Origin of the sequence: Stenotrophomonas sp. GD03777 (genome assembly GCF_029842485.1) — a bacterium.
In the GTDB taxonomy this organism is placed as follows: domain Bacteria; phylum Pseudomonadota; class Gammaproteobacteria; order Xanthomonadales; family Xanthomonadaceae; genus Stenotrophomonas; species Stenotrophomonas sepilia.
On record NZ_JAOCGL010000017.1, the window covers coordinates 14,595 to 40,498 of the forward strand.

Genomic DNA, 25,904 nt, shown 5'->3' on the forward strand with positions numbered 1-25,904 from the left:
GCATGCAGAACGTCCTCATCATCGGCGCCACGTCCGCGATCGCCGAAGCCGTCGGACGGCGCTATGCCGCACGCGGCGCGGCGCTGTTCCTGGTTGCTCGCCGTTCCGAACGGCTCGCCGCCATCGCCGACGACCTGCGCGTGCGCGGTGCACGCGCCACGCACACTTCTTCGATGGACATCAACGATCTGGCCGCCCACGCCGAGCTGCTGGCGCAGGCCTGGCAGGCGCTGGGGCGGGTGGACGTGGTGCTGGTTGCACATGGCACGCTGCCCGATCAGGCAGCGTGTGAGGCCTCGGTGGAAACCTGCATGGCCGAGTTCGCCACCAACGGCAGCTCGACGCTGGCCTTGCTGGGGCCTGTGGCCAATCGGCTGGCCGACGCCGGCAGCGGCACGCTGGCGGTGATCACTTCGGTGGCCGGCGACCGCGGCCGCCAGAGCAACTACGTCTACGGCGCCGCCAAGGCTGCGGTCAGTACCTACCTGAGTGGCCTGCGCCAACGCCTGGCCAAGCAGGGCGTGGCGGTGGTCGACATTCGTCCGGGCTTCGTCGACACGCCGATGACGGCCCACCTGCGCAAGGGCCCATTGTGGGCAACGCCGGACCAGGTCGCGCGCCGCATCGTCGCCGGCATCGGGCGCGGCACCCCGGTGCTGTATGCCCCGGGCTTCTGGCGGTTGATCATGACGGTGATCCGCCTGCTGCCGCAGGCCCTGTTCAACAGGATCTCGCTGTGAGCACTGCAACGGACTCCGAGCTGGAGCAGAAGATCATCATTCCCGGTGGTGCCGGCCTGGTCGGCCAGAACCTGGTCGCCATCCTCAAGCGCCAGGGCTACCGCCGACTGGTGGTGATCGACAAGCACGCTGCCAATCTCGAGGTACTCGCGCGTCTGCATCCGGATGTGGTGACCGAACACGCCGACCTGGCAGAGCCGGGCACCTGGGAGCGCCATTTCGCTGGTGCCGACGCCGTGGTGATGCTGCAGGCGCAGATCGGCGGCACCGATCCTCTGCCATTCGTGCGCAACAACATCACTGCCACCGACCTCATCCTCGATGCCATCGAGCGTCACGCCGTGCCCTACACGGTGCACGTCAGCTCCTCGGTGGTCTGTTCGGTGGCCGATGACGACTACACCCGCACCAAGCGTGAGCAGGAGCAACGGGTCGCCGCGCGCGGCATCCCTGCGGTCATCCTGCGCCCGACCCTGATGTTCGGCTGGTTCGACCGCAAGCACTTGGGATGGCTGTCGCGCTTCATGCGCAGGGTTCCGGTATTTCCGATTCCTGGCGATGGACGCTACATGCGCCAGCCACTGTATGCCGGCGATTTCGCCACCATCATCGCCAGCTGCCTGCGCTCGCGCATTGCTGGCCAGCGCTACAACATCACCGGCCTGGAGAAGGTCGATTACATCGACATCATCCGCCAGATCAAGCGCAGCACGCGTGCCCGCACCCTGCTGCTGCACATCCCCTACCGCCTGTTCCACCTGCTGCTGAGGACCTGGGCGCTGTTCGACCGCGACCCACCGTTCACCGCGGCGCAGCTGCAGGCACTGGTGGCCCATGATGAGTTCGAAGTCATCGACTGGCCTTCGATCTTCAACGTACGGCCGACGCCCTTCGCGCAGGCCATCGACGCCACCTTCAACGACCCCGAGTACGGCGACATCGCCCTGGAGTTCTGATCATGAGCGAGCGCATCGCCGTTCTCGGCGCCGGCCCGATGGGCCTTGCCGTGGCCTACCAGCTGGCCCGCGACGGCCATCAGCCCGTGGTATTCGAAGCCGATGACCGGGTTGGCGGAATGACCGCGAGCTTCGACTTCGGCGGCATGCCGATCGAACGCTACTACCATTTCCATTGCACCTCCGATCACGATTTCCTGACCGTGCTCGACGAGCTGGGGCTGGGCGAACGCATGCGCTGGACCGAGACCCGCATGGGCTACTGGTTCGGCAAGCGCCTGCAGCCATGGGGCAATCCGATCGCCCTGCTGCGCTTCAGGGGCCTGGGGATGATGGCGAAGATCCGTTACGGCCTGCATGCTTTCCTGTGCACGCGTCGCAACAACTGGCGCCCGCTGGACCACGTTGAAGCCTCCTCCTGGATCCGCCGCTGGGTTGGCGCCGAAGCCTACGAAACGCTGTGGCGCCGGTTGTTCGACTACAAGTTCTACGACTATGCCGGCAACCTGTCCGCGGCCTGGATCTGGAGCCGGATCCGGCGCATCGGGCGCTCCCGTTACAGCCTGATGCGCGAAAAGCTCGGGTATCTGGAAGGCGGTTCATCCACCCTGCTCGATGCCCTGCATGCGGACATCCTGCGCCATGGTGGCGAGGTGCGGCTGTCCAGCCCGGTGCAACGCATCGTGATCGAGGACGGCCGCGTACGCGGTGTCCAGGTCGGCGGCGAGCATCTGACCTTCGACAAGGTCATTTCCACGGTACCGCTGCCGTTCGTGCCACGCCTGGCGCCGGACCTGCCGGAGTCCATCCTGGCGAAGTTCCGCGCCTTGAACAACATTGCGGTGGTCTGCGTGATCGCCAAGCTGCGCAGGCCGGTCTCGGCCAACTTCTGGGTCAACACCAACGACCCGGACATGGACATCCCCGGCATCGTCGAGTACACCAACCTGCGCCCGATGGATGCCCATATCGTCTACGTGCCGTTCTACATGCCCGGCGAGCACGAGCGTTATGGCGACAGCGACGACGTGTTCGCCGACAAGGTCCGCCGCTACCTGTGCATGATCAATCCGCAGTTGGGCGCGGATGACTTCATCGACGTGCGGGTCAGCCGCTACCGCCACGCGCAGCCGATCTGCGAGCCGGGCTTCCTGGACCGGCAGCCGCCGCGCCGGCTGCCGGTGGAAGGACTGTGGGTGGCCGATACCTCGCACTACTACCCCGAAGACCGCGGCATCTCCGAGAGCATCGGCTTCGGGCGTGCCATGGCCCGCGAGGCGGTGGCGTGACCCTGTCCCGCCCGTTCCTGCTGTTCCTGCTGGCCGGCGGCATCGCTGCGCTGGCCAACATCCTGTCGCGAATGCTGTACAGCCACTGGATGCCGTTCACCCCGGCGATCATCGCCGCCTACCTCACCGGCATGGTCACCGCCTTCGTGCTGACCCGCTGGTTGGTGTTTTCCGGCAGCACCCGGCCCCTGCACCACTCGGCGTTCTACTTCGTGCTGGTCAACCTGTTCGCGGTGGCCCAGACATGGCTGGTTTCCACCGTGCTGGCCTACCACCTGCTGCCATGGCTGGGCGTGGACGTGCTGCGCCTGGAGATCGCCCACGTGGTGGGCGTGGCGGTGCCAGTGGTGTCCAGCTACTTCGGCCACAAGTACCTGTCGTTCCGATGACTGCTCCCGGGGTGCCGTTTGCGGAAAACGCTTCCCACACATCCATGGCCGTAAACTACGGCGCTGACCTCACCCAGGATCCCGATCGATGCCCCTGCCCGCCTTCAAGGCCTATGACATCCGCGGCCGCGTGCCGGAAGAACTGAACGAAGATCTGGCCCGCCGCATCGGCGTGGCGCTGGCGGCGCAGCTTGCACCGGGCCCGGTGGTACTGGGCCACGACGTGCGCCTGACCAGCCCCGCGCTGCAGGATGCATTGGCCGCAGGCCTGCGCGGTACCGGGCGCGAGGTGATCGACATCGGACTGTGCGGCACGGAAGAAGTCTATTTCCAGACCGACCATCTGGGCGCGGCCGGCGGCGTGATGGTCACCGCCAGCCACAACCCGATGGACTACAACGGCATGAAGCTGGTCAAGGAGAACGCGCGGCCGATCAGCTCCGATACCGGCCTGTTCGCGATTTCCGATGCGGTCGCCGCCGACACGTCCGAGGCGCAACCGCCGCGTGCCGCGCAGAGCGCCCGGCACGACAAGAGCGCGTATATCCAGCATCTGCTGAGCTATGTCGATGCTGGCAAGCTGCGCCCACTGAAGCTGGTGGTCAACGCCGGCAACGGCGGCGCCGGTGCCATCGTCGACCTGCTGGCACCGCACCTGCCGTTCGAATTCATCCGCATCTGCCACGAACCGGACGGCAGCTTCCCCAACGGCATTCCCAACCCGCTGCTGCCGGAGAACCGCGCCGCCACTGCCGACGCGGTGCGCGAACACGGCGCCGATTTCGGCATTGCCTGGGATGGTGACTTCGACCGTTGCTTCTTCTTCGACCACACCGGCCGCTTCATCGAGGGCTACTACCTGGTCGGCCTGCTGGCCAAGGCAATCCTGGCGCGCAACCCCGGCGGCAAGGTCGTGCACGACCCGCGCCTGGTCTGGAACACCGTGGACATGGTCGAACAGGCCGGCGGCGTACCGGTGCAGTGCAAGAGCGGCCACGCCTTCATCAAGGAAAAGATGCGCGCCGAAGACGCGGTGTACGGCGGCGAGATGAGCGCCCACCACTACTTCCGCGAGTTCGCCTATGCAGACTCCGGCATGATCCCGTGGTTGCTGATCGCCCAGCTGGTTTCCGAAAGCGGGCGCTCGCTGGCCGATTGGGTCGAAGACCGCATGGCGGCCTACCCCTGCAGCGGCGAGATCAACTTCAAGGTCACCGATGCAAAGGCCGCTGTCGCGCGCGTGATGGAGCACTTCGCGGCGCAGTCGCCCACCCTGGACCACACCGATGGCATCAGTGCCGACTTCGGCGACTGGCGCTTCAACCTGCGCAGCTCCAACACCGAGCCGCTGCTGCGCCTGAATGTTGAAGCCCGGGGCGATGCCGCGCTGATGCAGGCGCGCACCGACGACATCTCCCGCCTCATCCAGCAGTAACCGAGGAACGCATGAGCAGCATCCAGCCCGTCATCCTGTCCGGTGGATCCGGTACCCGCCTGTGGCCACTGTCGCGCGAGGCGTATCCGAAGCAGTTCCTGCCCTTGGCGGGTGAACTGACGATGCTGCAGGCCACCTGGAAGCGTGTCGCGCCGATCGCCGCGCGCGGACCGCTGGTGATCGCCAACGAAGAGCATCGCTTCGTCGCCGCCGAGCAGCTGCAGCAGGTTGGCGCCGAGCCGGCCGCGATCATCCTCGAGCCGGTCGGCCGCAACACGGCCCCGGCGATCGCGGTGGCCGCGCTGGAGGCCACCCGCGACGGTGCCGACGCCCTGCTGCTGGTGCTGCCCTCCGATCACGTGATCACCAACGAGACTGCGTTCCGCAGCGCCGTGCAGGCGGCGGCCGGCGCTGCCCAGGCCGGCAAGCTGGTGACCTTCGGTATCGTGCCGACCGGCCCGGAAACCGGCTATGGCTACATCAAGGCCGCCGATGGCCAGGGCCTGCGCGCGGTCGAGCGCTTCGTCGAGAAGCCGGACCTGGACACCGCGACCGGCTACGTCAGCAGCGGCCAGTATTACTGGAACAGTGGCATGTTCCTGTTCAAGGCCTCGCGCTACCTGCAGGAGCTGGAACGCTTCCAGCCCGCGATGCTGGCTGGCAGCCGCCAGGCCTGGCAGCAGGCGCGCCGAGATGCCGACTTCACCCGCCTGGACAAGGACGCCTTCACTGCCGTTCCGTCCGATTCGATCGACTACGCGGTGATGGAGAAGACCGCCGACGCGGTGGTGATTCCACTGGATGCGGGCTGGAACGATGTCGGATCGTGGACTGCGCTGCGCGACGTCTCGCAGCAGGACGGCGATGGCAACGCGCACCAGGGCGACGTGATCGCCATCGACTGCCGCAATACCTATGCCTACGGCCAGCGCCTGGTGGCCATGGTCGGCCTTGATGACGTGATCGTGGTCGAGACCGACGATGCGGTGCTGGTGGGCCAGGCCGACCGCATGCAGGAGGTCAAGACCGTGGTGGCACAGCTCAAGGCCGAAGGCCGCAGCGAGGCCACCTGGCATCGCAAGGTCTATCGCCCATGGGGCGCCTACGATTCGATCGACAACGGCGAGCGCTTCCAGGTCAAGCGCATCACGGTCAAGCCCGGTGGCACGCTCAGCCTGCAGATGCACCACCATCGCGCCGAGCACTGGATCGTGGTCAGCGGCACCGCCGAGGTGACCCGTGGCGATGAAGTGATCCTGCTCAGCGAGAACCAGAGCACCTACATTCCGTTGGGCGTGACCCACCGCCTGCGCAACCCGGGCAAGCTGCCGCTGGAACTGATCGAAGTGCAGTCGGGCAGCTACCTGGGCGAGGATGACATCGTTCGCTTCGAGGATACCTACGGGCGCAGCTGAGGTTTGCCCGGGGTCGGAACCCGTTGCTGCGCAGCGGGCTCTGACCCGTTCCTGATCGGCCCGGCCGCGCTGCATCGCCGGGCATGGCCCGGCGCTACGGCCATCAGGCAATCTCCGCCATCACCCGCTTCAGGCCATCCTGCCAGGTCGGCAGCACGATGCCGAAATCCTGCTGCAGCTTGCGGTTGTCCAGCACCGACCAGGCCGGGCGCTTGGCCGGGGTCGGATACTCGGAGCTGGGAATCGCCTCGACCGTCGGCACCTTGGCCAACACGCCGGTAGCCAACGCTTCGGCGAAGATCGCCTCGGCAAAACCATGCCAGCTGGTCTGGCCGCTGGCGGTCAGGTGCCAGGTCCCGGACAGCTGCCCGGGATGCTGCAACGCCTGCAGGGTGACATCGGCGATCAGCGCGGCAGGCGTCGGCGTGCCGACCTGGTCGGCCACCACCCGCAACGCATCGCGCTCGGCCCCGACGCGCAGCATGGTGCGCAGGAAATTCGCGCCGTGCGAGGCATACACCCACGCCGTGCGGAAAATCAGATGGCGGCCACCGGCCGCACGCACCGCGTCCTCGCCATCGCGCTTGCTGGTGCCATACACGCCCAGCGGTGCGGTCGGCTCGTCCTCGCGGTAGGGCGCGCTGCCCTGGCCATCGAACACGTAGTCGGTCGAATAGTGTACGAACGGCACGCCGTGGGCCGCGCACCAGCGCGCGATTGCGCCCGGCGCCTGCGCGTTGGCAGCGAAGGTCGCATCAGCGTCCTGCTCTGCTCGGTCAACGGCGGTGTAGGCGGCCGCATTGACCACCAGCGACGGCTGCACGCGATCCAGCAGTGCCGGCAGGCTGTCGGGCTGGCCGAAGTCGGCCGTTTCGCACGCACTGCCGTCCGGCAGCTGGCCGCTGCGGGTAGTCGCGACCACCTTGCCCAGCGGCACCAGCGCGCGCAGCAGCTCCTGGCCGACCTGGCCATTGCCACCGAACACCAGCACGGTCATGGCACGTAGACCGGCAGGCGGTCTTCAGCAATGTCCTTCAGGAATGGCGCGTTCTCGTCCTTGGCCGACAAGGTCGGGGCACTGACCGGCCAGTCCACGGCGATGTCCGCATCGTTCCAGCGCACGCCGGCATCGAAGTCCTTGAGGTAAACCTCGGTGCACAGGTAGCTGAACACCGCACGCTCGGACAGCACAGCGAAGCCGTGCGCGAAGCCCTCCGGAATCCAGAACTGCTTCTTGTTCTCCGCGCTCAGCACCACCGCTTCCCACTGGCCGAAGGTCGGCGAGCCGCGACGGATGTCGACGGCCACATCGTAGACCTCGCCTTCGAGCACGCTGACCAGCTTGCCCTGGGGGCGCGGCCACTGGTAATGCAGTCCGCGCAGTACGCCCTGCGCGGACGTCGACACGTTGCTCTGCACGAAGCGATCGGGCAGGCCCAGCGCGGCGAAGCGCTCGGCATTCCAGGTTTCGAAGAAATAGCCGCGGGCATCGCCAAACACCGCCGGCTCGATCACCACGCAACCGGGCAACTTGGTTTCAATCACTTTCACGGAACGACTCCACGCAGGGCAAGCTTGTGCAGGTACTGGCCGTAGCCATTCTTGATCAGCGGCGCAGCCAGTGCTTCCAGCTGCTCGGCGTTGATCCAGCCCTTGCCGAACGCGATTTCTTCCGGGCAGCAGACCTGCAGGCCCTGGCGGGTCTGGATGGTCTCGATGAAGTTGGAGGCCTCCAGCAGCGACTGGTGCGTGCCGGTATCGAGCCAGGCATAGCCACGGCCGAGGGCCTCCAGGTGCAGGTGGCCCTCGCGCAGGTAGCGCTGGTTCAGATCGGTGATCTCCAGCTCGCCACGCGGCGACGGCTTGAGCTCGGCCGCATAGTCGCTGGCATTGCCATCGTAGAAGTACAGGCCGGTGACCGCGTAGTTCGAACGCGGATTCTCCGGCTTCTCGACCAGATCGATGACCCTGCCGTCCTTATCGAACTCGGCTACTCCGTAACGTTCCGGGTCGTTGACCCAGTAACCGAATACGGTCGCGCCCTGCTCTCGCTGGTCGGCGTTGCGCAGCACTTCGCGCAGGCCGTGGCCGTGGAAGATGTTGTCGCCCAGCACCAGGCAGCTCGGCTTGCCGGCGACGAAGTCGCGGCCGATCAGGTAGGCCTGGGCGAGGCCGTCCGGACTCGGCTGCACCGCGTACTGGATGTCCATACCCCACTGCGAGCCGTCGCCCAGCAGCTGCTGGAACAGCGCCTGCTCGTGCGGGGTGTTGATGATCAGAACTTCGCGGATGCCCGCCAGCATCAGCACGCTGAGCGGGTAGTAGATCATCGGCTTGTCGTACACCGGCAGCAGCTGCTTGCTGACGCCCTTGGTGATCGGATACAGCCGGGTGCCGGAGCCGCCGGCGAGGATGATGCCTTTACGCTGCGTCATGTCGTCTCCAGGGTTCAGGCCGCAGTGCCGATGCGCTGCAGACGGTAGCTGCCGTCCAGCACGCCTTTGACCCAGTCCTGGTTGTCCAGGTACCAGTCGACGGTAAAGGCGATGCCCTGCTCGAAGGTGTAGGCCGGTTCCCAGCCCAGATCGTTCTTCAGCTTGGACGCATCGATCGCATAGCGGCGATCATGGCCGGGGCGGTCGGTGACATAGGTGATCTGGCTGCTGCGCGGCTGGCCATCCGCGCGCGGGCGGCGCTGGTCCAGCAGGGCGCAGATCGCCTGCACCACTTCGATGTTCTGCTTTTCCGAATTGCCGCCGACGTTGTAGGTCTCGCCGACCTTGCCCTTGGCCAGCACGGTGCGGATCGCCTCACAGTGGTCGGAAACGAACAGCCAGTCGCGCACCTGCTTGCCATCGCCGTACACCGGCAGCGGCTCGCCGGCCAGCGCCTTGGCGATCACCAGCGGGATCAGCTTCTCCGGGAAGTGATACGGGCCGTAGTTGTTGGAGCAGTTGGTGGTCAGCACCGGCAGCCCGTAGGTGTGGTGGAAGGCACGCACCAGGTGGTCCGAAGCGGCCTTCGACGCCGAATACGGGGAATTCGGGGCGTACGGCGTGGTTTCGCTGAACTTGCCGGTCTCGCCCAGGGTGCCGTACACCTCGTCGGTGGACACGTGCAGGAAGCGGAAGGCCGCGCCCTGCTCGGCCGGCAACGCCTTCCAGTAATCACGCACGGCTTCCAGCAGGCCCAGGGTCCCCACTACATTGGTCTGGATGAACGCACCCGGGCCATCGATGGAACGGTCGACGTGGCTCTCGGCGGCGAAATTGAGCACCGCGTCCGGCTGGTGTTCGGCCAGCAGGCGGGTGACCAGGGCGCTGTCGCCGATGTCACCCTGCACGAACACATGGTTCGGGTTGCCGTCCAGGCTGGACAGGGTCTTCAGATTGCCGGCATAGGTCAGGGCGTCGAGATTGACGACCTTGACGCCGCGTGCGACGGCCTCGAGAACGAAGTTACCGCCAATGAATCCGGCACCGCCGGTGACAAGCCATGTGGGCACTACCTGTTCTCCTGTTGAAATTTCCATACCAACCGCGTGTGGGCAGCCGGATTCCAAGGCAGAAGGATACAACGACTGCGCACTGGCGCATTGAACGGCCCCGCCGCGGCACAGAGAGCGCTGGTAAGGGTTCAGGCAACCTGAAGCAGCCAGACCTTGATGTCAGCGGGCATCATGGACAGGACCGGGCTGGCCAGGGTCAGCACCGACGTGAGCGCCACCGCCTTGAGGAACGAAACGCTGCGGTCTGTGCGGATGCGGGCGTACAGCCCGTGATTGCTCATTGACGGCAAGGTGCGGACATCGGACACGCGCAGGCCGTGATGCGCGGCGATGGCGGCCACGCTGGCGTCGTCCAGATAATGGACATGCGGCGAGGGAAAGTCCTTCTGCCACATGCGGTCGAAAGAGGCCGGCATCCCGAGGCCGGCCATTGCCTTGGATATACGGTAAAGCACCCCCGTCCGGGCCGGAGCATTGACAACGATCCAGCCTCCGGGAGTCAAGTGGCGGGTGCAGGCCACGAGCGCAGAATCGATGTCGGGAATGTGTTCCAGGACATCGTTGAAGATGATCACGTCGAATCGTTCACCGTCCGCCAGGGCGTCAGGGAAGAAACCCTTGCGCACGTCCAGGCCCTTGGCTTCGGCGATCGCCGCGATCCGGGTATCGGGCTCGATTCCAACCACGTCGAAATGTGGCCGGGTCGCCTCCAGAAACCAACCGTGGGCGCATCCGACGTCCAGCAAGCGCGGGCGCATGCCATCGGCAGGTGCGATCCGCGTCCCCAGATCTGCGGTCAATGTCTGGAAATTGCGTTGCCGCAGGTGTTCCAGCCCTTCCTCGCGCATGGCTTCATCGACGACTTCAACGCTGCCATCGATGTCGATATCGACGCTGAGTGTGCTTCCTTCGTAGGTACAGTTGGCGCAGACGCGGTGCCATGGCCGGAGGCCCACCTCGAGCGTGGAATGACAGCCTGGGCAGAGTTCATCACGTCGAATCACCGTCTTCCCCTCAGGTTCTTTCCGCGCAGTCATGCGCCTAGTGAGCAGAGCGTACCGGCGAACCTGATGGTGTCAAATGCCTTGGGCCGAACTAACTGCCGCGACCACTCCAGGAAGAAATCACTACACCGATGAGTATCACCACCGATCCTGCCCAGGTCTGCGGCCGGATCGGCTCATGCAGAAGCCACCAGGAGAACGCGGGCACCAGCAGGAACGTAAGGCCATAGAACGGAAATGCGGCCGAAAGCGGCACACGCGCCAGAACCGCCAACCACAGCAGTGTGGCTGCGCCGTACACGAACAACGCGAGAATCAGGGTGCCGGAGAAGAAGCTGGCGGGGCGACTGAACGACAGCTGCGAGGAGGCCAGCTTGAACAGCACCTGCCCGCTGGCCAGCATGGCCAATGTGACCAGGATCATCGCGATCACGGTGGGGGTCAGTACAGCGGCAGAACGGGGCATGGACGATTCCTGGTGGGACAGCAAGGGGCATGGTTCAGTTGCATTGCAACATGCGGCCTGCGCATCCGGGCGCGGTCGCGCGCCTGCGCAAGCAGTTCAAGGTCATCCAGCATATACAGGCGCCGGGAGATCCGGAAATGCGCGCCCCCGCCGTGCCGCGGAATCCACCATACGCATTCGCATGGTCACCCCAACCCGGCTAGAATCGGGATCCCACCCCCGAACCGGTTGCTGTTGCAGGACCGGACGTTCTCCCCGTTATTGAAGGACCCCGTACCAGATGAAAATCCTCGTCGCGTACAAGCGCGTGGTGGACTACAACGTCCGCATTCAGGTCAAGCCGGACGGTTCCGGCGTGGTCACCGACGGCGTCAAGCTGTCCCCCAACCCCTTCGATGAAATCGCGCTGGAAGAAGCCCTGCGCCTGCGCGACAAGGGCATCGCCACGGAAGTCGTGGTTGCCACCATCGCCCCGGCCGATGCCCAGGCGCACCTGCGCAACGGCCTGGCCATGGGCGCCAACCGTGCCGTCCATGTGGTCACCGACCAGGCCATCCAGCCGCTGACCGCCGCCCGCACCCTGCTCAAGCTGATCGAGAAGGAACAGCCGGACCTGGTGATCCTGGGCAAGCAGGCCATCGACGACGACGCCAACCAGACCGGCCAGATGCTGGCCACGCTGTGGGGCCGCCCGCAGGCGACCTTCGCCAGCAAGCTGGACATTGCCGACGGCAAGGCCACGGTGACCCGCGAAGTCGACGCCGGCCTGGAAACGCTGGAAGTCGATCTGCCGGCGGTGGTCACCACCGACCTGCGCCTGAACGAGCCGCGCTTCATCAAGCTGCCGGACATCATGAAGGCCAAGGCCAAGCCGCTGGAGACCCTGCAGCTGGCCGACCTCGGCGTTGAAGCCGCCGACACCTTCAAGACCACCCAGTACGCCGCACCGTCCAAGCGCAGCAAGGGTGTGATGGTCAAGGACGCGGCCGAACTGGTGGCCGCACTCAAGCAGAAGGGGCTGCTGTAATGAGCAAGATTCTCGTCATCGCCGAGCACCACGACGGCAAGCTCAACGCCGCCACCGCCAAGACCGTCAGCGCTGCTGCCGCCATCGGCGGTGCCAGCATCGACGTGCTGGTGCTGGCCGCCGACCCGGCCGCCGTTGCCGCCGAGGCCGCGAAGATCACCGGCGTCGCCAAGGTCCTGAGCGTGGCCAACGCTGCGAACGCGCAGCCCATCGCGCAGGTGCTGGCGCCGCAGATCGCGCAGCTGGCCAAGGGCTACACCCACGTGTTCGGCCCGTCGACCACCTTCGGCAAGGACCTGATGCCGTGCGTGGCCGCCCTGCTCGGCGTCAACCAGGTCTCCGACCTGATGAGCGTTGAAGGCAGCCACACCTTCAAGCGCCCGATCTACGCCGGCAACGCGATCATCACCGTGGAAGCCCCGGCCGACCAGATCGTGGTCGCCACCGTGCGTGCCGCCTCGTGGCCGGAAGCGGCCCAGGGCGGCAGCGCCGCCATCGAAGCAGCCAGCGTCGATGCTGTCCTGCCGACCCACACCCGCTTCGTCGGCCTCGCCGCTGGTGCCAGCGACCGCCCGGACCTGCAGAGCGCCAAGCGCGTGGTCTCCGGTGGCCGCGGCGTCGGTTCGGAAGAAAACTTCAAGGTCATCTTCCAGCTGGCCGACAAGCTCGGTGCCGCCGTCGGTGCCTCGCGTGCCGCGGTCGATGCCGGCTACGTGCCCAGCGACCTGCAGGTGGGCCAGACCGGCAAGATCATCGCGCCGGAACTGTACGTGGCCGTGGGTATCAGCGGTGCGATCCAGCACCTGACCGGCATCAAGGATGCCGGCACGATCGTGGCGATCAACAAGGATCCGGATTCGCCGATCTTTGAGATTGCCGATATCGGCCTGGTGGGGGATCTGTTTGCGATCCTGCCGGAGCTGGAAGCGGCGCTGGGTTGAAGCTGGTACCGTCCTGCTGAATCATGTTGGGGCCAGCGCGCCTGGCGCTGGCTCCCACGTGCTTGCCCAAGCACGGCAGACGCCACACATGCCCAGCCCTGCAAACCACCTGGATCATTGAATGACCGTACAGATTGCGATTGTGATTCCTTGCTACAAGGTCAAGGAGCACATTCTTGATGTCATCGCCGGCATCGGTGATGAAGTTGCCCGCATCTATGCCGTCGATGACTGCTGCCCGGTGGGCAGTGGTGATTACATCGAAGCCCACTCGACGGATCCGCGCGTGAAAGTGTTGCGGCATGCCGAGAATCAGGGCGTGGGCGGAGCAGTCATGACGGGGTACCGTGCCGCGATCGAAGACGGCATGGATGTCATTGTCAAGGTGGATGGGGATGGCCAGATGGATCCAGCGCTGATCCCGGATTTCGTGGCACCGATCGTAGCCGGCGAAGCGGACTACACCAAGGGCAATCGTTTCTTCGATCTGGAACAGATCCAGCAGATGCCTGCGCTGCGCCTGTTCGGCAACGGCGGCCTGTCATTCCTCACCAAGCTCTCATCCGGCTATTGGGACCTGTTCGATCCCACCAACGGCTACACGGCCATCCACCGCGACGTCGCGCGGCATCTGCCGTTGGCCAAGATCAGCCGCCGCTACTTCTTCGAGACGGATATGCTGTTCCGGCTCAACACGCTGCGCGCAGTCGTGGTCGATGTGCCGATGCACGCCCGCTACGGTGATGAAGTGAGCAACCTGAAGATCTCCAAGGTAATGACCGAGTTTCTTGGCAAGAACCTGGCGAACTTCGGCAAGCGCGTGTTCTACAACTACTATTTGCGCAACTTGACGCTGGCTTCGCTGGAGCTTCCGCTCGGACTTGCCTTCACGCTGTTCGGCCTTGCCTACGGCATCAAGCACTGGTTGTTCAGCATCGACAGCGGCCAGGTCGCCAGCAGTGGCACCGTCATGCTCGCCGCCATGCCAGTCCTGGTCGGTGTGCAGCTGTTACTTGCATTCTTTGGCCAGGACATCGCCAGCACACCCCGCCGCGCGATCCATCGCCGCCTGGCCCGTTCGGCGCTGCGGGGCCCGAGCGCGTGACCGATACCCGGACGGCATTACCGCCGCAGCAGCCTGTACTGTGGCCATTCTTCCTTGCGTTCGCGACGCTGCTGTCGATCGTTCTCTCCGCGCTGACCCCTTCGTTCCAGACGCCGGATGAACTTGATCACGTCAAGCGTGCCTATCTGTTGAGCAAGGGCCAACTCCTGCTGCATGCACGCGATGGCAACCCCTCCGGCGGCGACGTCGATACCGGCCTACTGTCCTACATGCAGCAGTTCACGCAACTCGTGGGCAAGCGCGCGCAGAAGCTGACCGCAGAGGAGCTTGCCCACTCCGAGTCGATCGCCTGGTCGGGTGAGACGCTGTACCAGGCCCCTTCCGGGACCGCCTATTACTTCCCCGCCGTCTATCTGCCCCAGGCCATTGGACTGGCCGCCGGCAGGGTGCTGGGATGGAGCGTGGCCGATTCCTACCGGCTGGCCCGCTACTTCTCGCTGGCCGCAGCCATCGCCCTGCTGGCCCTGGCATTCCGGATCTTTGCTCCACCTGCGGGGGCACTGGCCCTGCTAGTGCTGCCCATGACGCTGTTCCAGTTTGGCGGTGCCGTGTTGGATCCGGTTGCCACCGGACTGACCTTCGTCGCCGTCTCTGCTTTCATGCGTCTTGCCGTCGACGAACGCCGGGCCGATCCCCGCGTTTTCATCGCGCTGGCAGTGGCGACCTTGCTTGTCTGTGCAAGCCGTGCGCACATGCTGCCGATGCTCGCATTGCCCTTTGCTGCCGCATGGTTTGGGCGCTGCCGCCGTCGCTTCTGGATCGCCCTGGCCCTGGCAGTGTTCGTACTGGGCTGGACGGCGGTGACGATCAAGACAACGGTGTACGCCCCCGGACCACGCGACGCAGACCACGCAGCGCGCCTGATGCACTACCTCACCCACCCATCCGAGCTGTGGCACATGCTCTGGGTAACCTGGTCGCACCCGGTCCGCATGAGCGAATACTGGGAGTCCTTCCTGGGCGTGCTGGGCTGGCTCGACATCGGCTTCCCTGCCTCGTTCTATCTCTGGGCCGGTACGGTCTTCCTGGCGACAGTGGTCACGTCCGTTGCCACCGGTGCCTGGCGCAGCCTGGCCTTGGCCCGCACTCTGCTGGTGGTCGTCTGCTTCTCGGCTATCCTGCTGACCTTCCTTGCCCTGCTGGTGCAATGGACCGAGCCCGGCTCGCACCTGATCGAAGGCGTACAGGGACGCTACTTCCTGATTCCTGCCGTCTGCCTGTCCTACGCGCTTCTGGCCCAGCCGCAACCGCGTCCGCGTGCACTGCACCTGGCATCACACGCGCTGCTGGCCTGCCTGGTGCTCATCTCAGGCTATGGCACCGCGAAACTGCTGGCCGACCGCTACTACATGCAGCCGGTACGCCCTGAGGCCTCGCCAGTGTTCTCGCTGGAGGCGGGACAGGCGATCGCCACGGACGCGCCCACCCAACTACAACTTCCACAAGCAGCGCAGGCACCGGATACGGCCATCGATTCGGTCTCCATCCTGCTGGACGTCAGGAAAGCCATCACTGATCCGAAGGCCAAGGCGAGCCTGCGCCTATGGGGCTCGGACGGCAGCGAGCATCGCTTCGAACTGCCTTTGGCCGGCATCGGGGACGACGACTACCACGACGTGCCGGTTGACGCGCTTACCTATGTCAGGGGCGATGTCCGGATCGATGGCACAGCTGAAGTGGGACTATGGGAAGCCGTTGACGGCAGCGGCAAGCGGGCGAGCTGTCTGATGGTCCATACCACCAACGGCAGCCGTCTCACTACGCCGGGCTGCCCTCTGCCCTAGAACCGGGGGCCACTCCGGACCGGGTGCCTGGCCGATCGTCGTCAACCAAGGCACAACAGCATGGTCATCGCAGCGCCTGCCTGCGAGACCATCCTGTTGTGCGCAGGGAAGGGCAGCTCAACCGCGCAGACGACGGATCACGGACGCCGGAACAACCTTGCGCACCAAAGAAGCCAGTCCCGGCCGACGACGAACAAAACGCTCCAGCGACGACGAGGAAGGATCCAGTGCGACCTCGTCCGGCGCCGAGTCAAAATGCGCGATGATTGCTTCGTACTGCTCGTACGGGCGCGGGATCATGCGCTTGAGTGCGGGCTGGCTGCGATAGTAGCGGCGCCAATCGGCCGGAATCTTGCGACCGTTGGCAAACACGCCGTACTTGTCAGGCAGGCCCGCCGGATTCTTCAGTCGCTCAAGTTCCGAGGTATACCACTGGGTCATCGTCTGCAAGGTCGTGTTGCCCGCATCGTGCTTGCCCAGCATCTTCTCGTGGGTACCGATGTCGAAACCGGAGAAGTGATAGAAGCGCAGCGGATAGCTGCCATTGACCACAATCGTACCGTCCGCGCGGGTGCTGACTTCGCGGTAGTAGAGATTCCAGGTCGCGACGTTGTAGGACGGTACGCGAAGTATTCCCAGCGTCTGGAAGAAGCAGGGAGCCAGGTCCACCCACTTCTGGTCAGTGAACAGCCCACGCTGGTTGTCGTCGAAACAGTAGTCGCGACAGCGGTCCAGCCACCACTGCAGGAAAGCGGGCCCCTCTCCTTCACGGGTCAAGGCCAGGAAGCCCAGATTGAACACGCCATGGCGCAGGCAACCGAGCATTTCTCCGTCCTGCAGGTCATCGGTATCCGTTGCAGGCACCGAGACATGCGGAGTCAGCACGATCGGATGGGTGACCATCTCGCGCTCCAGCTCCTCCAGCCGTGCATACAACACCGTATCAGGATCCTGATAGACGACATTGGCAAAGCCATGCTTCCGGAACAGGTGCGCAAACGCAAATGGCTTCACCGCCGTGCACAATTCCACCACGGTGTGATCGAACAACCATGACTGGAGTTCACCGACACCTTCGACGACATCATCCGGGGTCAGGACGATATCGAAATCGGAGTAATCCAGGGCCGGGTCCTGATGATCGCTCAGCATGAGCGCCATCTTGGCTTCAGGGTGATGGCGGCGGACCGAAGCGGCGAGGATGCGCGCCTTCGGCAGGTAACCGTTGTTGATGGAGGTAAAGATGCATTCGATCATGGGATTCACTTCTTCATGTTGTCGCGCAAGCGGCGCACCAGCGGCAACAGCCCGGTGGCACCCAGGGTGGATCGGACAGCGTTGCGCCATGCCGTTGAGCCCGCCGGCGCAACCTCACCGCGAAGCTCGCTGATTGTACGCTTGAGCGCTGCGATCTCGTGCTGCAGCTCGGTGTTCTGTTTCTTCAGCAGTACCGGGTCGGTGATACTCCACTGGCTGGAAATGCCGGCAACCGCCTGCTGGTAGAACATGTCCTCGTCCGAGATCAGCGAGGTGTCCTGATACCATGGCAAGTGCAGCGCCGAGTATGGCGGTGCGGTGCGGATCGAACGCCACCAACGCTCCTCGTCGCAGTGGACGCCAGGACGGTAGAGAGCGAATGTGGTATCAAGCGCCGCCTCATAGTTGCCGTCCTCCAGCAGGTTCTGCCAGAACGGCGATTCCCAGGCGATCACCTGCTGCTTGAACGCATAGTGGTCAGGCAGGTCATCGATCCTCAGTGACAGGCCGGCCTTGTTGTGCCGTGGATAGCGCTCCAGCAGCTCAGCCAGGTGCTCGGTGATGTCGGACGGGCAATCATGGGCCGGCATGACATCGCTGTCGTTCAGGATGAAACGCTCGCGCTGGATGATGTCGTCGAAACGACCACTGCGCCACAGCGCAAGATGGCCATAGTTCTTGTCGAGCCGGACCACGCGATGCGGACTGTGGTTGAGATAGTCCAGCAGCGGCTCGTAGGTCGACGCATTGTCGACCACGGTGAGATTCTGGAAATCCAGCGCTTCCAGCCGCTCGATCACGTCCCTGATGTAACTGACCCGGTTGTAGGAAATGATGAAGACCGGAACGGTGCGATTGGACAGTGCGCTCATCCTTCCACTCCAAAGATGTCGAAGCCGCGCCCAATCACCAGGGCGCCAAGCATCCTTTCCATCACATGCTCCAGGCCGCCCTCAACCTCCCTGCTGTCCAGGCTGAACTCATCGAGCGACAGGCCAAGCTCGAGCAGTGGCCGGAGCAATGAGGATCGAATCCAGAACATCGTGCCCGCCACGAACGGAGCTCCCTGCGGCACACCAAAGCGCTCGTACGCCGCTTGGCTGAGCGCTGCATTGGCATCGGGAACGCTGGTGATGAACGGTCGTGCACCTACCATGCCGATCGCCGGATCATCCTGGAAAAGTTTCAGCACGTTGTTGATCTGCCAGGTGCTGCCGGTCAATGGCTGCACCAGAGCGCGGCGCCAATGATCGCCATCGCGTATTTCCTGCCCGAACAACGCCGAAATCGCCTGGAAGTAGCTTTCCGGATTGTGGCTCTTCTTGGAGTGCAGCTTCAGCACAAGATCCGAATCGAGGAGACCTCCATCACGGATCGCCGCCAGCAATCCGCCCACGTCCTTGCCACGATTGGGGACGACCAGAATCTGCACATCCACACCGCGCGCAACCAGTTCATCCAGCGGACCGTCGAAGTCCTCGCGACTCCAGGGCCCGGTAATGACCACTTTGCGCAGGTTCGGTATGCGCAGCGCATCGGCGATCAGTTCGGGGGCAAGATCACGGTAGAAAATGTGCAGATGGACCGCCACATCTGCTACCAGGGGTACGATCGGCAGAGGATCACGCGCAACATGACGGACCGTACCAGCCGTGACTCCATTGCGCAGGAAGCCGATGGATTCGTTGATGCGGCGCGCGCTCCTGATGGCGCGCGACACGCGCTGGCGCAAGCTCAACGGCATTCCGTAGGCTGGAGAGCCTGGAAGGTTTCGCCCTTCAAGGTGTTCCAGCATCCGCACCTCGCGGCAACGCTGCAGGTCTCGCTCGTACCTCACCCGCAGAGAATCGCTGTATACCTCCATGCGCTGGGCGTGCGCACGCTTGCGATATTCCGCGTGCACCTGCTCCAGCGACTCCTGGTGATCCTGCTGCACTTTCAGCGCCTCACGCAGCTCTGCTTCGACCGCCTGCGCTTTCCGGCGCTCGGCTTCGCTGGCCTGCTCAAGCTGGCACCGCTCCGCCTCGATCAACCGCTGGCGTTGTTGCAGGAGTTCGGCATGGGCATCGCGATCTGCTTCAACTGCATGGAATGACTCGCGGTACTTGTTGACCTGGCCCTGCAGGTAGCGACGCAACAGGCGATCATGCCGCTGGTGACTGAGCAGCAGGCTCTGCGGTGCATGCATCCGACGACGGTAGATCTGCCGCGTGATCAGCTGGGCCTCGGCCGCAGCGCCGGGCATGCCACTGAGAATGGCGTTGTCACCATGCAACCGATAGCGCATCAGGCGCTGGTCGACGAACTCCACCTTCACGCCCTCGGTATCCAGGCAGCGCAGCGCGTAATCCCAGTCCAGGTTGTAGCGAAAGCGCCGGAACTGGCCAACGCTGGCCAGCAACTCCCTGCGGAACAGGAAGTTCGACGTGGAAACAGTGAAGTTTCCATACAGCAGCCCGTTCACCACGCCTTCGCTGCGTACGCGCTCGCGCAAACGCTGCACGCTGAAGTTCCACCAATGAGACGGGTCATCGATGAACTCGCCATCGGCATCAATCAAGCGGATATCGCTGAACAGGAACTGCGCATCTTCGCGCTCGGCGTGCTTGAGCATCTGCTCCAGCCGCTCAGGCTCCCAGATATCGTCCGAGTTGAGGACCGCCAGCCATGCACCCCGTGATTTTGACAGCCCGCGGTTGATCGCCGCGTGCGATCCCGCGTTGTCCTGGCGCACCACTCTTATCCGGTCATCCTCTGCCGCCATGGCAGTTGCAACCAACACAGAATCGTCCCTGGAACCATCATCGATGATGATCAGTTCCAGCGAAGTCATCGTCTGTGCCAGCACAGACTGGATGGCCTTGCCGATGAAGCGCGCGTGGTTGTAGGACGGGATTACCACACTCACGCGTGGCGGCGCAGCGTGGCCTGCGAGGGTCACTTCAGCCACCCGCCACCTCATCGGCCCAGCGCTGCAGCGCTTCGGCATCCTCGACTCGCCACGGGCGCTGCGGCGTTTCACTGCGACGTGCCTCCAGCACGAACTGGAACACGTTGGCGGTGGGATGTCGATTGAGCATGTGCTTGATCGGTTCCGGCAGAGGCTGCCAGTACTCAAGGAACTGCTCGTGGTTTCCGCCGGCATTGACGGCTTCGCGCCTGGCAACCTCCAGGCCCTGTGCGTTGAGCATGCGCTCCAGCGAATCCCAGGTGAAGAAGCGCAGATGGGTTTCGTCGAGCAGCCCTGTCGGCGTGTAATCGAAGCGTCCGCAGAACAAGGCAGCGATGATACCGGCGTGACCCACGTTGGGCACCGATGCTACAAGGCGCCCGTCCGGGGCCAGCAGGGTCAGCAGCTGGCCGAGTGTGTATGCAGGATCACGCAGGTGTTCCAGCACGTCAGCGCAGACGATCACATCGTAGGTGCCGCGAACCGCTGCCAACCATTCGTCACCTTCCAGGGTTCCAACATGCAGCGCATGCAGGTAGGGACGCGCCCGATCGGCACTGACCGGATCGATCTCCACGCCGGTCACTGTGCACCCTTGTGCCTGGCTGAGCTGACGCGAGATGACACCGTAGCCGCAGCCGAGTTCCAGCACCCGCTGTCCCTGTCCCACCATCCGCGAAATGCGCGCAGCGGTACTCGGTCCTTCCGGATCGAAACTGTAGTCGTACGGCGAAACGCGATCTTCAAGCTTCATTGGCATCCACCTCGATTGCGACCTCCAGCATGGGAATGCCCACCAAGCCCGTGGAGACGCTGGTCGACACTGAGCGGACGATCAGTACGTCGTGCCCCCACTTGAGCTGCCGATGGTCCAGCTGGGTGCCCTCGGCGATAGCGACGTCAAAACTGTAGTCACCCACCGGCAGGATCGGCATCGGGAAGCTGAACACCGCACGGAAGCGCTCGCCCTGACTGACCATGGGGGGGGCATCCAGGTAGGTCAGGTACGTGTTGTCGCCAAACAGTGTTTGCCCGTGCTTGTCCTTCAGGAAGAAGCCGACAATGGGCTGTTGCAGATCAACCAGTGCGTGCGCCTGCACGACCAGCGATACCGCCTCGCCGCCGACCACCCACGACAGCGGGTTATGTTCGCGGTCCTCCAGCACCACCTGGGTGATTTCCACCCCGCCCTGACCAAAGGATGCGCTCTCCGGCGTGAACTGCATCACCTGGATGTCATTGCGCAGCGTGCTGCCATTGATCATCGACTGCCGCTGATCCTTCCAGTCGTCTGCCGAGAGGATATCCTGCACCGCATGGTCTCGTTCCGGTGCGCTGCTCTGAGACTGGTTGAACAACGACGCCAGGTACTTCTCTGTCACGCTCTTGGCATCGCCGATCGCTTGCACCCGGCCGTGCTCGATCCACATGGCGTGGTCGCACAGGCTTCGCACCGCGCCACTGTCATGGCTGACGAACACCAGCGTGCCGTTCTCCTTGAACTTGCGCAGCCAACGCATGCACTTCTGGGTGAACTGCGCATCCCCCACCGCGAGCGCTTCATCGATGACCAGGATATCCGCATCCACATGGGTGATCACCGAAAAGGCCAGACGGACGAACATGCCGCTGGAATAGGTTTTGACCGGGCGATCGATGAACTCGCCGATCTCGGCAAAGTCGATGATCGACGGTAACCGCTCGTTGATCTCAGTGGTGGTCAACCCATAGATGCCACCACTGAGGATCGCGTTCTGGCGCCCCGTGAACTCGGGATTGAACCCGGCTCCCAGTTCCAGCAGCGCGGCGACCTTACCCACGCGCTCCACGGTGCCGCCGGTGGGTGAGAGCGTTCCGCATACAATCTGCAGAAGCGTTGACTTGCCGGAACCGTTCTTGCCGATGACGCCGAACGTCGTGCCCTTGCGAACGCTGAAATCAATGTCACGAAGTGCCCAGAATTCGCGATACAACTTTTTACGGCCACCCAACAGACCCTGCCAGAGGCGGTGAGCTGGCTTCTCATAGATCTGGTAGCACTTGGACAGGTTGCTGACCCGGATGGATACGTCAGATGACATCAGCGAAGCCTCCGCGCAACTTCTGGAAGCATACGAATCCCAACGCCGCAATCGGAACAGCAATCAGCATATAGATGCCCAGAGCCGACCAGTCCGGAGACTGACCCAGCATGAGCGCAGCTCGCGATTCCTGCATGGGCAGCGTCAATGGATTGAACATCACCCATTGCTGCGCCACTTTGGGCAGGGCGGTGATCTGATAGAAGAGCGGCGAGAGAAACATGAAAGCACTGATCAACAACGTCACCATCTGGTTGATGTCGCGAATGTAGGTTCCCAACGCGGCCAGCAGCCAGGTAACACCCAGAATCAGCACCATCAGCGGCGCCAGAATCACGGGAATCCACAAGGCCTGCCAATGGATCGGTGAATCGAGATACCAGGAAACCGCCACCAGTACGAGCATGGCGACGAAGGCATTGAAGATTGCCGTGGCCAGTGTGACCGCGGGCAATACTTCCAGTGGGAACACAACCTTCTTGACGTAATTCGCATTAGCCAGAATCAACGTCGGCGCACGCGTGACACACTCGGCGAACAGATTGAAGACAATCAGGCCGATGAACAATGCGATGGTGAAGTTGCCTGCGGGTTGGTCCCCCTGCGCCCACCGGCTCTTGAACAGCGTTCCGAACACGAACGAGTAAAGCGTCAGCAGCAGCAGATTCTGGATGACATACCAGGAAAGGCCACCATAGGAGCCCTTGAACCGGGCCGTAATTTCCCGTCGAGACAGAGCCCAGAACAGCTCGATCTTGCGTTGTGCGCCACTAATCATTCAGTCATGTTCTCCAAAGGGATCGGGCAGACAGGGCCGCCATCAACCCAGGGCCCTTTCCAGATCCACCTGCAGATCCCCCAGCTCTTCCACACCCACGCTCAGCCGCACCAGCGCATCGCTGATGCCCAGCTGCTCCCGACGCGCCACCGGGATCGAGGCATGCGTCATCACCGCCGGATGGTTGACCAGGCTTTCCACACCGCCCAGCGACTCGGCCAGGGTGAACAGTTCGGTCTTCTCGCAGAAACGCTTGGCGGCCTCGAAACCACCCTTCAGCACGATCGAGACAATGCCGCCGTAGCCGGCCATCTGCTTGCGGGCAAGATCATGCTGCGGATGCGACGGCAGGCCCGGATAGATCACCTTGTCCACCTCGGGATGAGTTTCCAGCCATTTGGCCAGCGCCATCGCATTGGCGCAATGCGCCTTCATGCGCAGCGGCAGGGTCTTCAGGCCACGCAGGGCCAGGAAGCTGTCGAACGGGCCCTGCACGCCACCCACCGAGTTCTGCAGGAACGCCATCTGCTCGGCCAGCGGCGCGTTGTCGCCGACCACGACCATGCCACCGACCATGTCCGAGTGGCCATTGAGGTATTTGGTGGCCGAGTGCAGCACAAGATCGGCGCCCAGCAGCAGCGGGCGCTGCAGCATCGGCGAGGCGAAGGTGTTGTCCACCACCACGATCAGGCCATGGCGCTTGGCGATGGCAGCGACCGCGGCGATGTCCACGATCTTCAGCATCGGGTTGGTCGGGGTTTCAATCCAGACCATCTTCGTCTTCGGCGTGATCGAGGCTTCAAAGGCCGCCAGATCGGTCAGGTCGACGAAGCTGAAGTCCAGCCCGGCGGTACGGCGGCGCACGCGCTCGAACAGGCGGAAGCTGCCGCCGTAGATGTCGTCCATCGCCACCACGTGGCTGCCGGCGTCCAGCAGCTCGATCACCGTCGAGCTGGCCGCCATGCCCGAGGCGAAGGCGAAGCCACGGGTGCCGCCTTCCAGCGAGGCCACGCAGCGCTCATAGGCAAAGCGGGTCGGGTTGTGGGTACGTGAGTACTCGAAGCCCTGATGCTCGCCCGGGCTGGACTGGGCATAGGTCGAGGTGGCGTAGATCGGCGGCATCACCGCGCCGGTGCTGGGATCGGGCGACTGGCCGCCATGGATGGCCAGCGTGGCCAGGGCCAGCGCGCGGTCGGGCGAAGAGGAGTTGGACATGTCGTTTCCTGAATGGCGCCGACGTGCGGCGCCGTCAAAGGATCGGGAGTCTATCAGCGCAGCCTTAACGAGCTTTGACGCGAATAAACCGGAATTCAGCGGTGAACGGCAGCGATCAGAGGTTTACTGCACGCGACGGCGCAGATAGTTCAGCAGGTCGATGCGGGTGATCAGGCCGAGGAAGGCGTCACCGTCCATCACGATCGCCACCTGCCCGCGGTCGAACACCGGCAGCAGGGCCTCGATCGGCGACTTCACGTCCAGCCGGTCCAGCTTGCTGACCATCGCGGTGGCCACGGTGTCGCGGAAGCGCGCTTCGTCACCATAGACATGCAGCAGCACGTCGCTTTCATCGACGATGCCGACCAGCTGCTCACCGTTCATCACCGGCAGCTGCGACACGTCATACAGCTTCATGCGCTGGTAGGCGGTGGTCAACAGGTCGTTCGGGCCGATCACCACCGTGTCGCGCTGGCCGTACGGGCGCAGGATCAGGTCGCGCAGGTCACCGTGCTGCGGGCGCTCCAGGAAGCCGTTGTCCAGCATCCAGTAGTCGTTGTACATCTTCGACAGGTACTTGTTGCCGGTATCGCAGACCAGCACCAGCACCTTCTTCGGCGTGGTCTGCTCCTTGCAGTACTTCAGTGCCGCGGCCAGCAGGGTGCCGGTGGACGAACCGCCGAGGATGCCTTCCTTGCCCAGCAGCTCGCGCGCGGTGTGGAAGCTCTCGGCGTCGCTGATGGCATAGGCCTTCTTGACGCGGCTGAAGTCGGAGATCGAGGGCAGGAAGTCCTCGCCGATGCCCTCCACCAGCCAGCTGCCCGACTTGTCGTTGAGCACGCCGTCGTTGATGTACTCGGCCAGGATCGAGCCGACCGGATCGGCCAGCACCAGCTCGGTCTTGGGCGACAGCCTGGCGAACGCACGCGACAGGCCGGTCATGGTGCCGGAGCTGCCGCAGCCGAACACGATGGCGTCGAGGTCGCCGCCCATCTGTTCGAGGATCTCCGGGCCGGTGCCGAACTCATGCGCTGCCGGGTTGTCCGGGTTGCCGAACTGGTTGATGAAGTAGGCGCCCGGGGTCTGCTCGGCGATGGTCTTGGCCAGGTCCTGGTAGTACTCCGGGTGGCCCTTGGCGACGTCCGAACGGGTCAGGCGCACTTCGGCGCCCATCGCCTTCAGGTTGAAGATCTTTTCCCGGCTCATCTTGTCGGGAACAACCAGGATGAGCTTGTAGCCCTTCTGCTGGGCCACCAGTGCCAGGCCCAAGCCGGTGTTGCCGGCGGTACCCTCGACCAGGGTTGCGCCCGGCTTCAGGTCACCCCGCTGCTCTGCCGCCTCGATCATCGACAGGCCGATGCGATCCTTGATCGAACCGCCCGGGTTGGCGCTCTCGAGCTTCAGGTAAAGCTCGCAGATGCCGGTGTCCAGGCGCTGGGCCTTGACGATCGGGGTCTGGCCGATGAGTTCGAGGACGGAAGAATGGATGGGCATTCGGAGGACTTTCGATTCGCGCCACGCAGGGCCGGACCGATGATTATCC

24 protein-coding genes are annotated in these 25,904 nt (G+C 64.0%); 10 read left to right on the forward strand and 14 right to left on the reverse strand.

Annotation, left to right across the window (positions count from 1 at the left end):
* Window positions 1-2 precede the first annotated feature (2 nt).
* From N5E02_RS06280 to N5E02_RS06305, 6 genes are all read left to right on the forward strand, one after another.
* Window positions 3-740: an SDR family oxidoreductase gene (locus N5E02_RS06280; protein ID WP_053505585.1), complete on the forward strand. Its 738-nt coding sequence runs from the start codon at window positions 3-5 to the stop codon at window positions 738-740.
* Window positions 737-1,696, forward strand: a complete 960-nt coding sequence (locus N5E02_RS06285; protein ID WP_204324509.1) for an NAD-dependent epimerase/dehydratase family protein — start codon at window positions 737-739, stop codon at window positions 1,694-1,696. The genes N5E02_RS06280 and N5E02_RS06285 overlap by 4 nt, the downstream gene beginning before the upstream one ends.
* Window positions 1,697-1,698: 2 nt before the next feature.
* Window positions 1,699-2,985 carry an NAD(P)/FAD-dependent oxidoreductase gene (locus N5E02_RS06290; protein WP_279946076.1) on the forward strand — a complete coding sequence of 429 codons (1,287 nt, stop codon included), beginning with the start codon at window positions 1,699-1,701 and terminating at the stop codon, window positions 2,983-2,985.
* On the forward strand, window positions 2,982-3,374 hold the full coding sequence (locus N5E02_RS06295; protein WP_049465333.1) for a GtrA family protein: 393 nt from the start codon (window positions 2,982-2,984) through the stop codon (window positions 3,372-3,374). The genes N5E02_RS06290 and N5E02_RS06295 overlap by 4 nt, the downstream gene beginning before the upstream one ends.
* A gap of 88 nt (window positions 3,375-3,462) precedes the next feature.
* Window positions 3,463-4,809 carry a phosphomannomutase gene (locus N5E02_RS06300; protein ID WP_164230057.1) on the forward strand — a complete coding sequence of 449 codons (1,347 nt, stop codon included), beginning with the start codon at window positions 3,463-3,465 and terminating at the stop codon, window positions 4,807-4,809.
* An 11-nt stretch (window positions 4,810-4,820) separates the two neighbouring features.
* Window positions 4,821-6,224 (forward strand): mannose-1-phosphate guanylyltransferase/mannose-6-phosphate isomerase, encoded by a 1,404-nt coding sequence (locus tag N5E02_RS06305; protein WP_164230059.1) that lies wholly within the window; start codon window positions 4,821-4,823, stop codon window positions 6,222-6,224.
* Between the two features lie 103 nt (window positions 6,225-6,327).
* Here N5E02_RS06305 and rfbD read toward each other — a convergent pair whose 3' ends face one another.
* From rfbD to N5E02_RS06335, 6 genes are all read right to left on the reverse strand, one after another.
* The gene (gene rfbD / locus N5E02_RS06310; protein WP_164093341.1) at window positions 6,328-7,221 is read right to left on the reverse strand and encodes a dTDP-4-dehydrorhamnose reductase; all 894 of its coding nucleotides are present in this window, start codon (window positions 7,219-7,221) and stop codon (window positions 6,328-6,330) included.
* Window positions 7,218-7,775, reverse strand: coding sequence for a dTDP-4-dehydrorhamnose 3,5-epimerase (rfbC, locus tag N5E02_RS06315; RefSeq protein ID WP_004141806.1), 558 nt, complete (start codon window positions 7,773-7,775; stop codon window positions 7,218-7,220). Before rfbC ends, rfbD begins: the two co-directional genes overlap by 4 nt.
* Window positions 7,772-8,659 carry a glucose-1-phosphate thymidylyltransferase RfbA gene (gene rfbA / locus N5E02_RS06320; RefSeq protein WP_005415188.1) on the reverse strand — a complete coding sequence of 296 codons (888 nt, stop codon included), beginning with the start codon at window positions 8,657-8,659 and terminating at the stop codon, window positions 7,772-7,774. The genes rfbC and rfbA overlap by 4 nt, the downstream gene beginning before the upstream one ends.
* 14 nt (window positions 8,660-8,673) lie before the next feature.
* A complete protein-coding gene (rfbB, locus tag N5E02_RS06325; protein ID WP_279946077.1) occupies window positions 8,674-9,729 on the reverse strand; it encodes a dTDP-glucose 4,6-dehydratase in 1,056 nt (351 codons plus the stop codon).
* Window positions 9,730-9,860: 131 nt separating this feature from the next.
* Entirely contained in the window at window positions 9,861-10,736 is an 876-nt protein-coding gene (locus N5E02_RS06330; RefSeq protein ID WP_279946078.1) for a class I SAM-dependent methyltransferase, read from the reverse strand.
* Between the two features lie 91 nt (window positions 10,737-10,827).
* The gene (locus tag N5E02_RS06335) at window positions 10,828-11,202 is read right to left on the reverse strand and encodes an EamA family transporter (protein ID WP_279946079.1); all 375 of its coding nucleotides are present in this window, start codon (window positions 11,200-11,202) and stop codon (window positions 10,828-10,830) included.
* A gap of 280 nt (window positions 11,203-11,482) precedes the next feature.
* Between N5E02_RS06335 and N5E02_RS06340 the strand changes: the two genes are divergently transcribed.
* From N5E02_RS06340 to N5E02_RS06355, 4 genes are all read left to right on the forward strand, one after another.
* On the forward strand, window positions 11,483-12,229 hold the full coding sequence (locus tag N5E02_RS06340) for an electron transfer flavoprotein subunit beta/FixA family protein (RefSeq protein WP_065179124.1): 747 nt from the start codon (window positions 11,483-11,485) through the stop codon (window positions 12,227-12,229).
* Window positions 12,229-13,170 (forward strand): electron transfer flavoprotein subunit alpha/FixB family protein, encoded by a 942-nt coding sequence (locus N5E02_RS06345; protein WP_279946080.1) that lies wholly within the window; start codon window positions 12,229-12,231, stop codon window positions 13,168-13,170. The genes N5E02_RS06340 and N5E02_RS06345 overlap by 1 nt, the downstream gene beginning before the upstream one ends.
* A gap of 121 nt (window positions 13,171-13,291) precedes the next feature.
* Window positions 13,292-14,275 (forward strand): glycosyltransferase family 2 protein, encoded by a 984-nt coding sequence (locus tag N5E02_RS06350; protein WP_065179122.1) that lies wholly within the window; start codon window positions 13,292-13,294, stop codon window positions 14,273-14,275.
* Window positions 14,272-16,080: a DUF2142 domain-containing protein gene (locus N5E02_RS06355; RefSeq protein ID WP_279946081.1), complete on the forward strand. Its 1,809-nt coding sequence runs from the start codon at window positions 14,272-14,274 to the stop codon at window positions 16,078-16,080. The genes N5E02_RS06350 and N5E02_RS06355 overlap by 4 nt, the downstream gene beginning before the upstream one ends.
* A 117-nt stretch (window positions 16,081-16,197) precedes the next feature.
* On the opposite strand, the gene N5E02_RS06360 is transcribed toward N5E02_RS06355, so the two are convergent.
* The 8 genes from N5E02_RS06360 to N5E02_RS06395 all read right to left on the reverse strand — a co-directional run bounded on the left by N5E02_RS06360 (window position 16,198) and on the right by N5E02_RS06395 (window position 25,855).
* Window positions 16,198-17,337: a hypothetical protein gene (locus N5E02_RS06360; RefSeq protein ID WP_279946082.1), complete on the reverse strand. Its 1,140-nt coding sequence runs from the start codon at window positions 17,335-17,337 to the stop codon at window positions 16,198-16,200.
* A gap of 5 nt (window positions 17,338-17,342) precedes the next feature.
* Entirely contained in the window at window positions 17,343-18,209 is an 867-nt protein-coding gene (locus N5E02_RS06365; RefSeq protein ID WP_065179119.1) for a glycosyltransferase family 2 protein, read from the reverse strand.
* Window positions 18,206-20,287, reverse strand: a complete 2,082-nt coding sequence (locus N5E02_RS06370) for a glycosyltransferase (RefSeq protein ID WP_065179118.1) — start codon at window positions 20,285-20,287, stop codon at window positions 18,206-18,208. The genes N5E02_RS06365 and N5E02_RS06370 overlap by 4 nt, the downstream gene beginning before the upstream one ends.
* Window positions 20,280-21,041, reverse strand: a complete 762-nt coding sequence (locus N5E02_RS06375; RefSeq protein ID WP_065179117.1) for a class I SAM-dependent methyltransferase — start codon at window positions 21,039-21,041, stop codon at window positions 20,280-20,282. The genes N5E02_RS06370 and N5E02_RS06375 overlap by 8 nt, the downstream gene beginning before the upstream one ends.
* Window positions 21,031-22,368 carry an ABC transporter ATP-binding protein gene (locus tag N5E02_RS06380; RefSeq protein ID WP_065179116.1) on the reverse strand — a complete coding sequence of 446 codons (1,338 nt, stop codon included), beginning with the start codon at window positions 22,366-22,368 and terminating at the stop codon, window positions 21,031-21,033. The genes N5E02_RS06375 and N5E02_RS06380 overlap by 11 nt, the downstream gene beginning before the upstream one ends.
* Window positions 22,358-23,146 carry an ABC transporter permease gene (locus N5E02_RS06385; RefSeq protein WP_081280921.1) on the reverse strand — a complete coding sequence of 263 codons (789 nt, stop codon included), beginning with the start codon at window positions 23,144-23,146 and terminating at the stop codon, window positions 22,358-22,360. Before N5E02_RS06385 ends, N5E02_RS06380 begins: the two co-directional genes overlap by 11 nt.
* A 42-nt stretch (window positions 23,147-23,188) precedes the next feature.
* On the reverse strand, window positions 23,189-24,361 hold the full coding sequence (locus tag N5E02_RS06390; RefSeq protein WP_253136782.1) for a cystathionine gamma-synthase: 1,173 nt from the start codon (window positions 24,359-24,361) through the stop codon (window positions 23,189-23,191).
* A 123-nt stretch (window positions 24,362-24,484) separates the two neighbouring features.
* Window positions 24,485-25,855, reverse strand: coding sequence for a pyridoxal-phosphate dependent enzyme (locus N5E02_RS06395; RefSeq protein WP_279946083.1), 1,371 nt, complete (start codon window positions 25,853-25,855; stop codon window positions 24,485-24,487).
* Window positions 25,856-25,904: the final 49 nt, after the last annotated feature.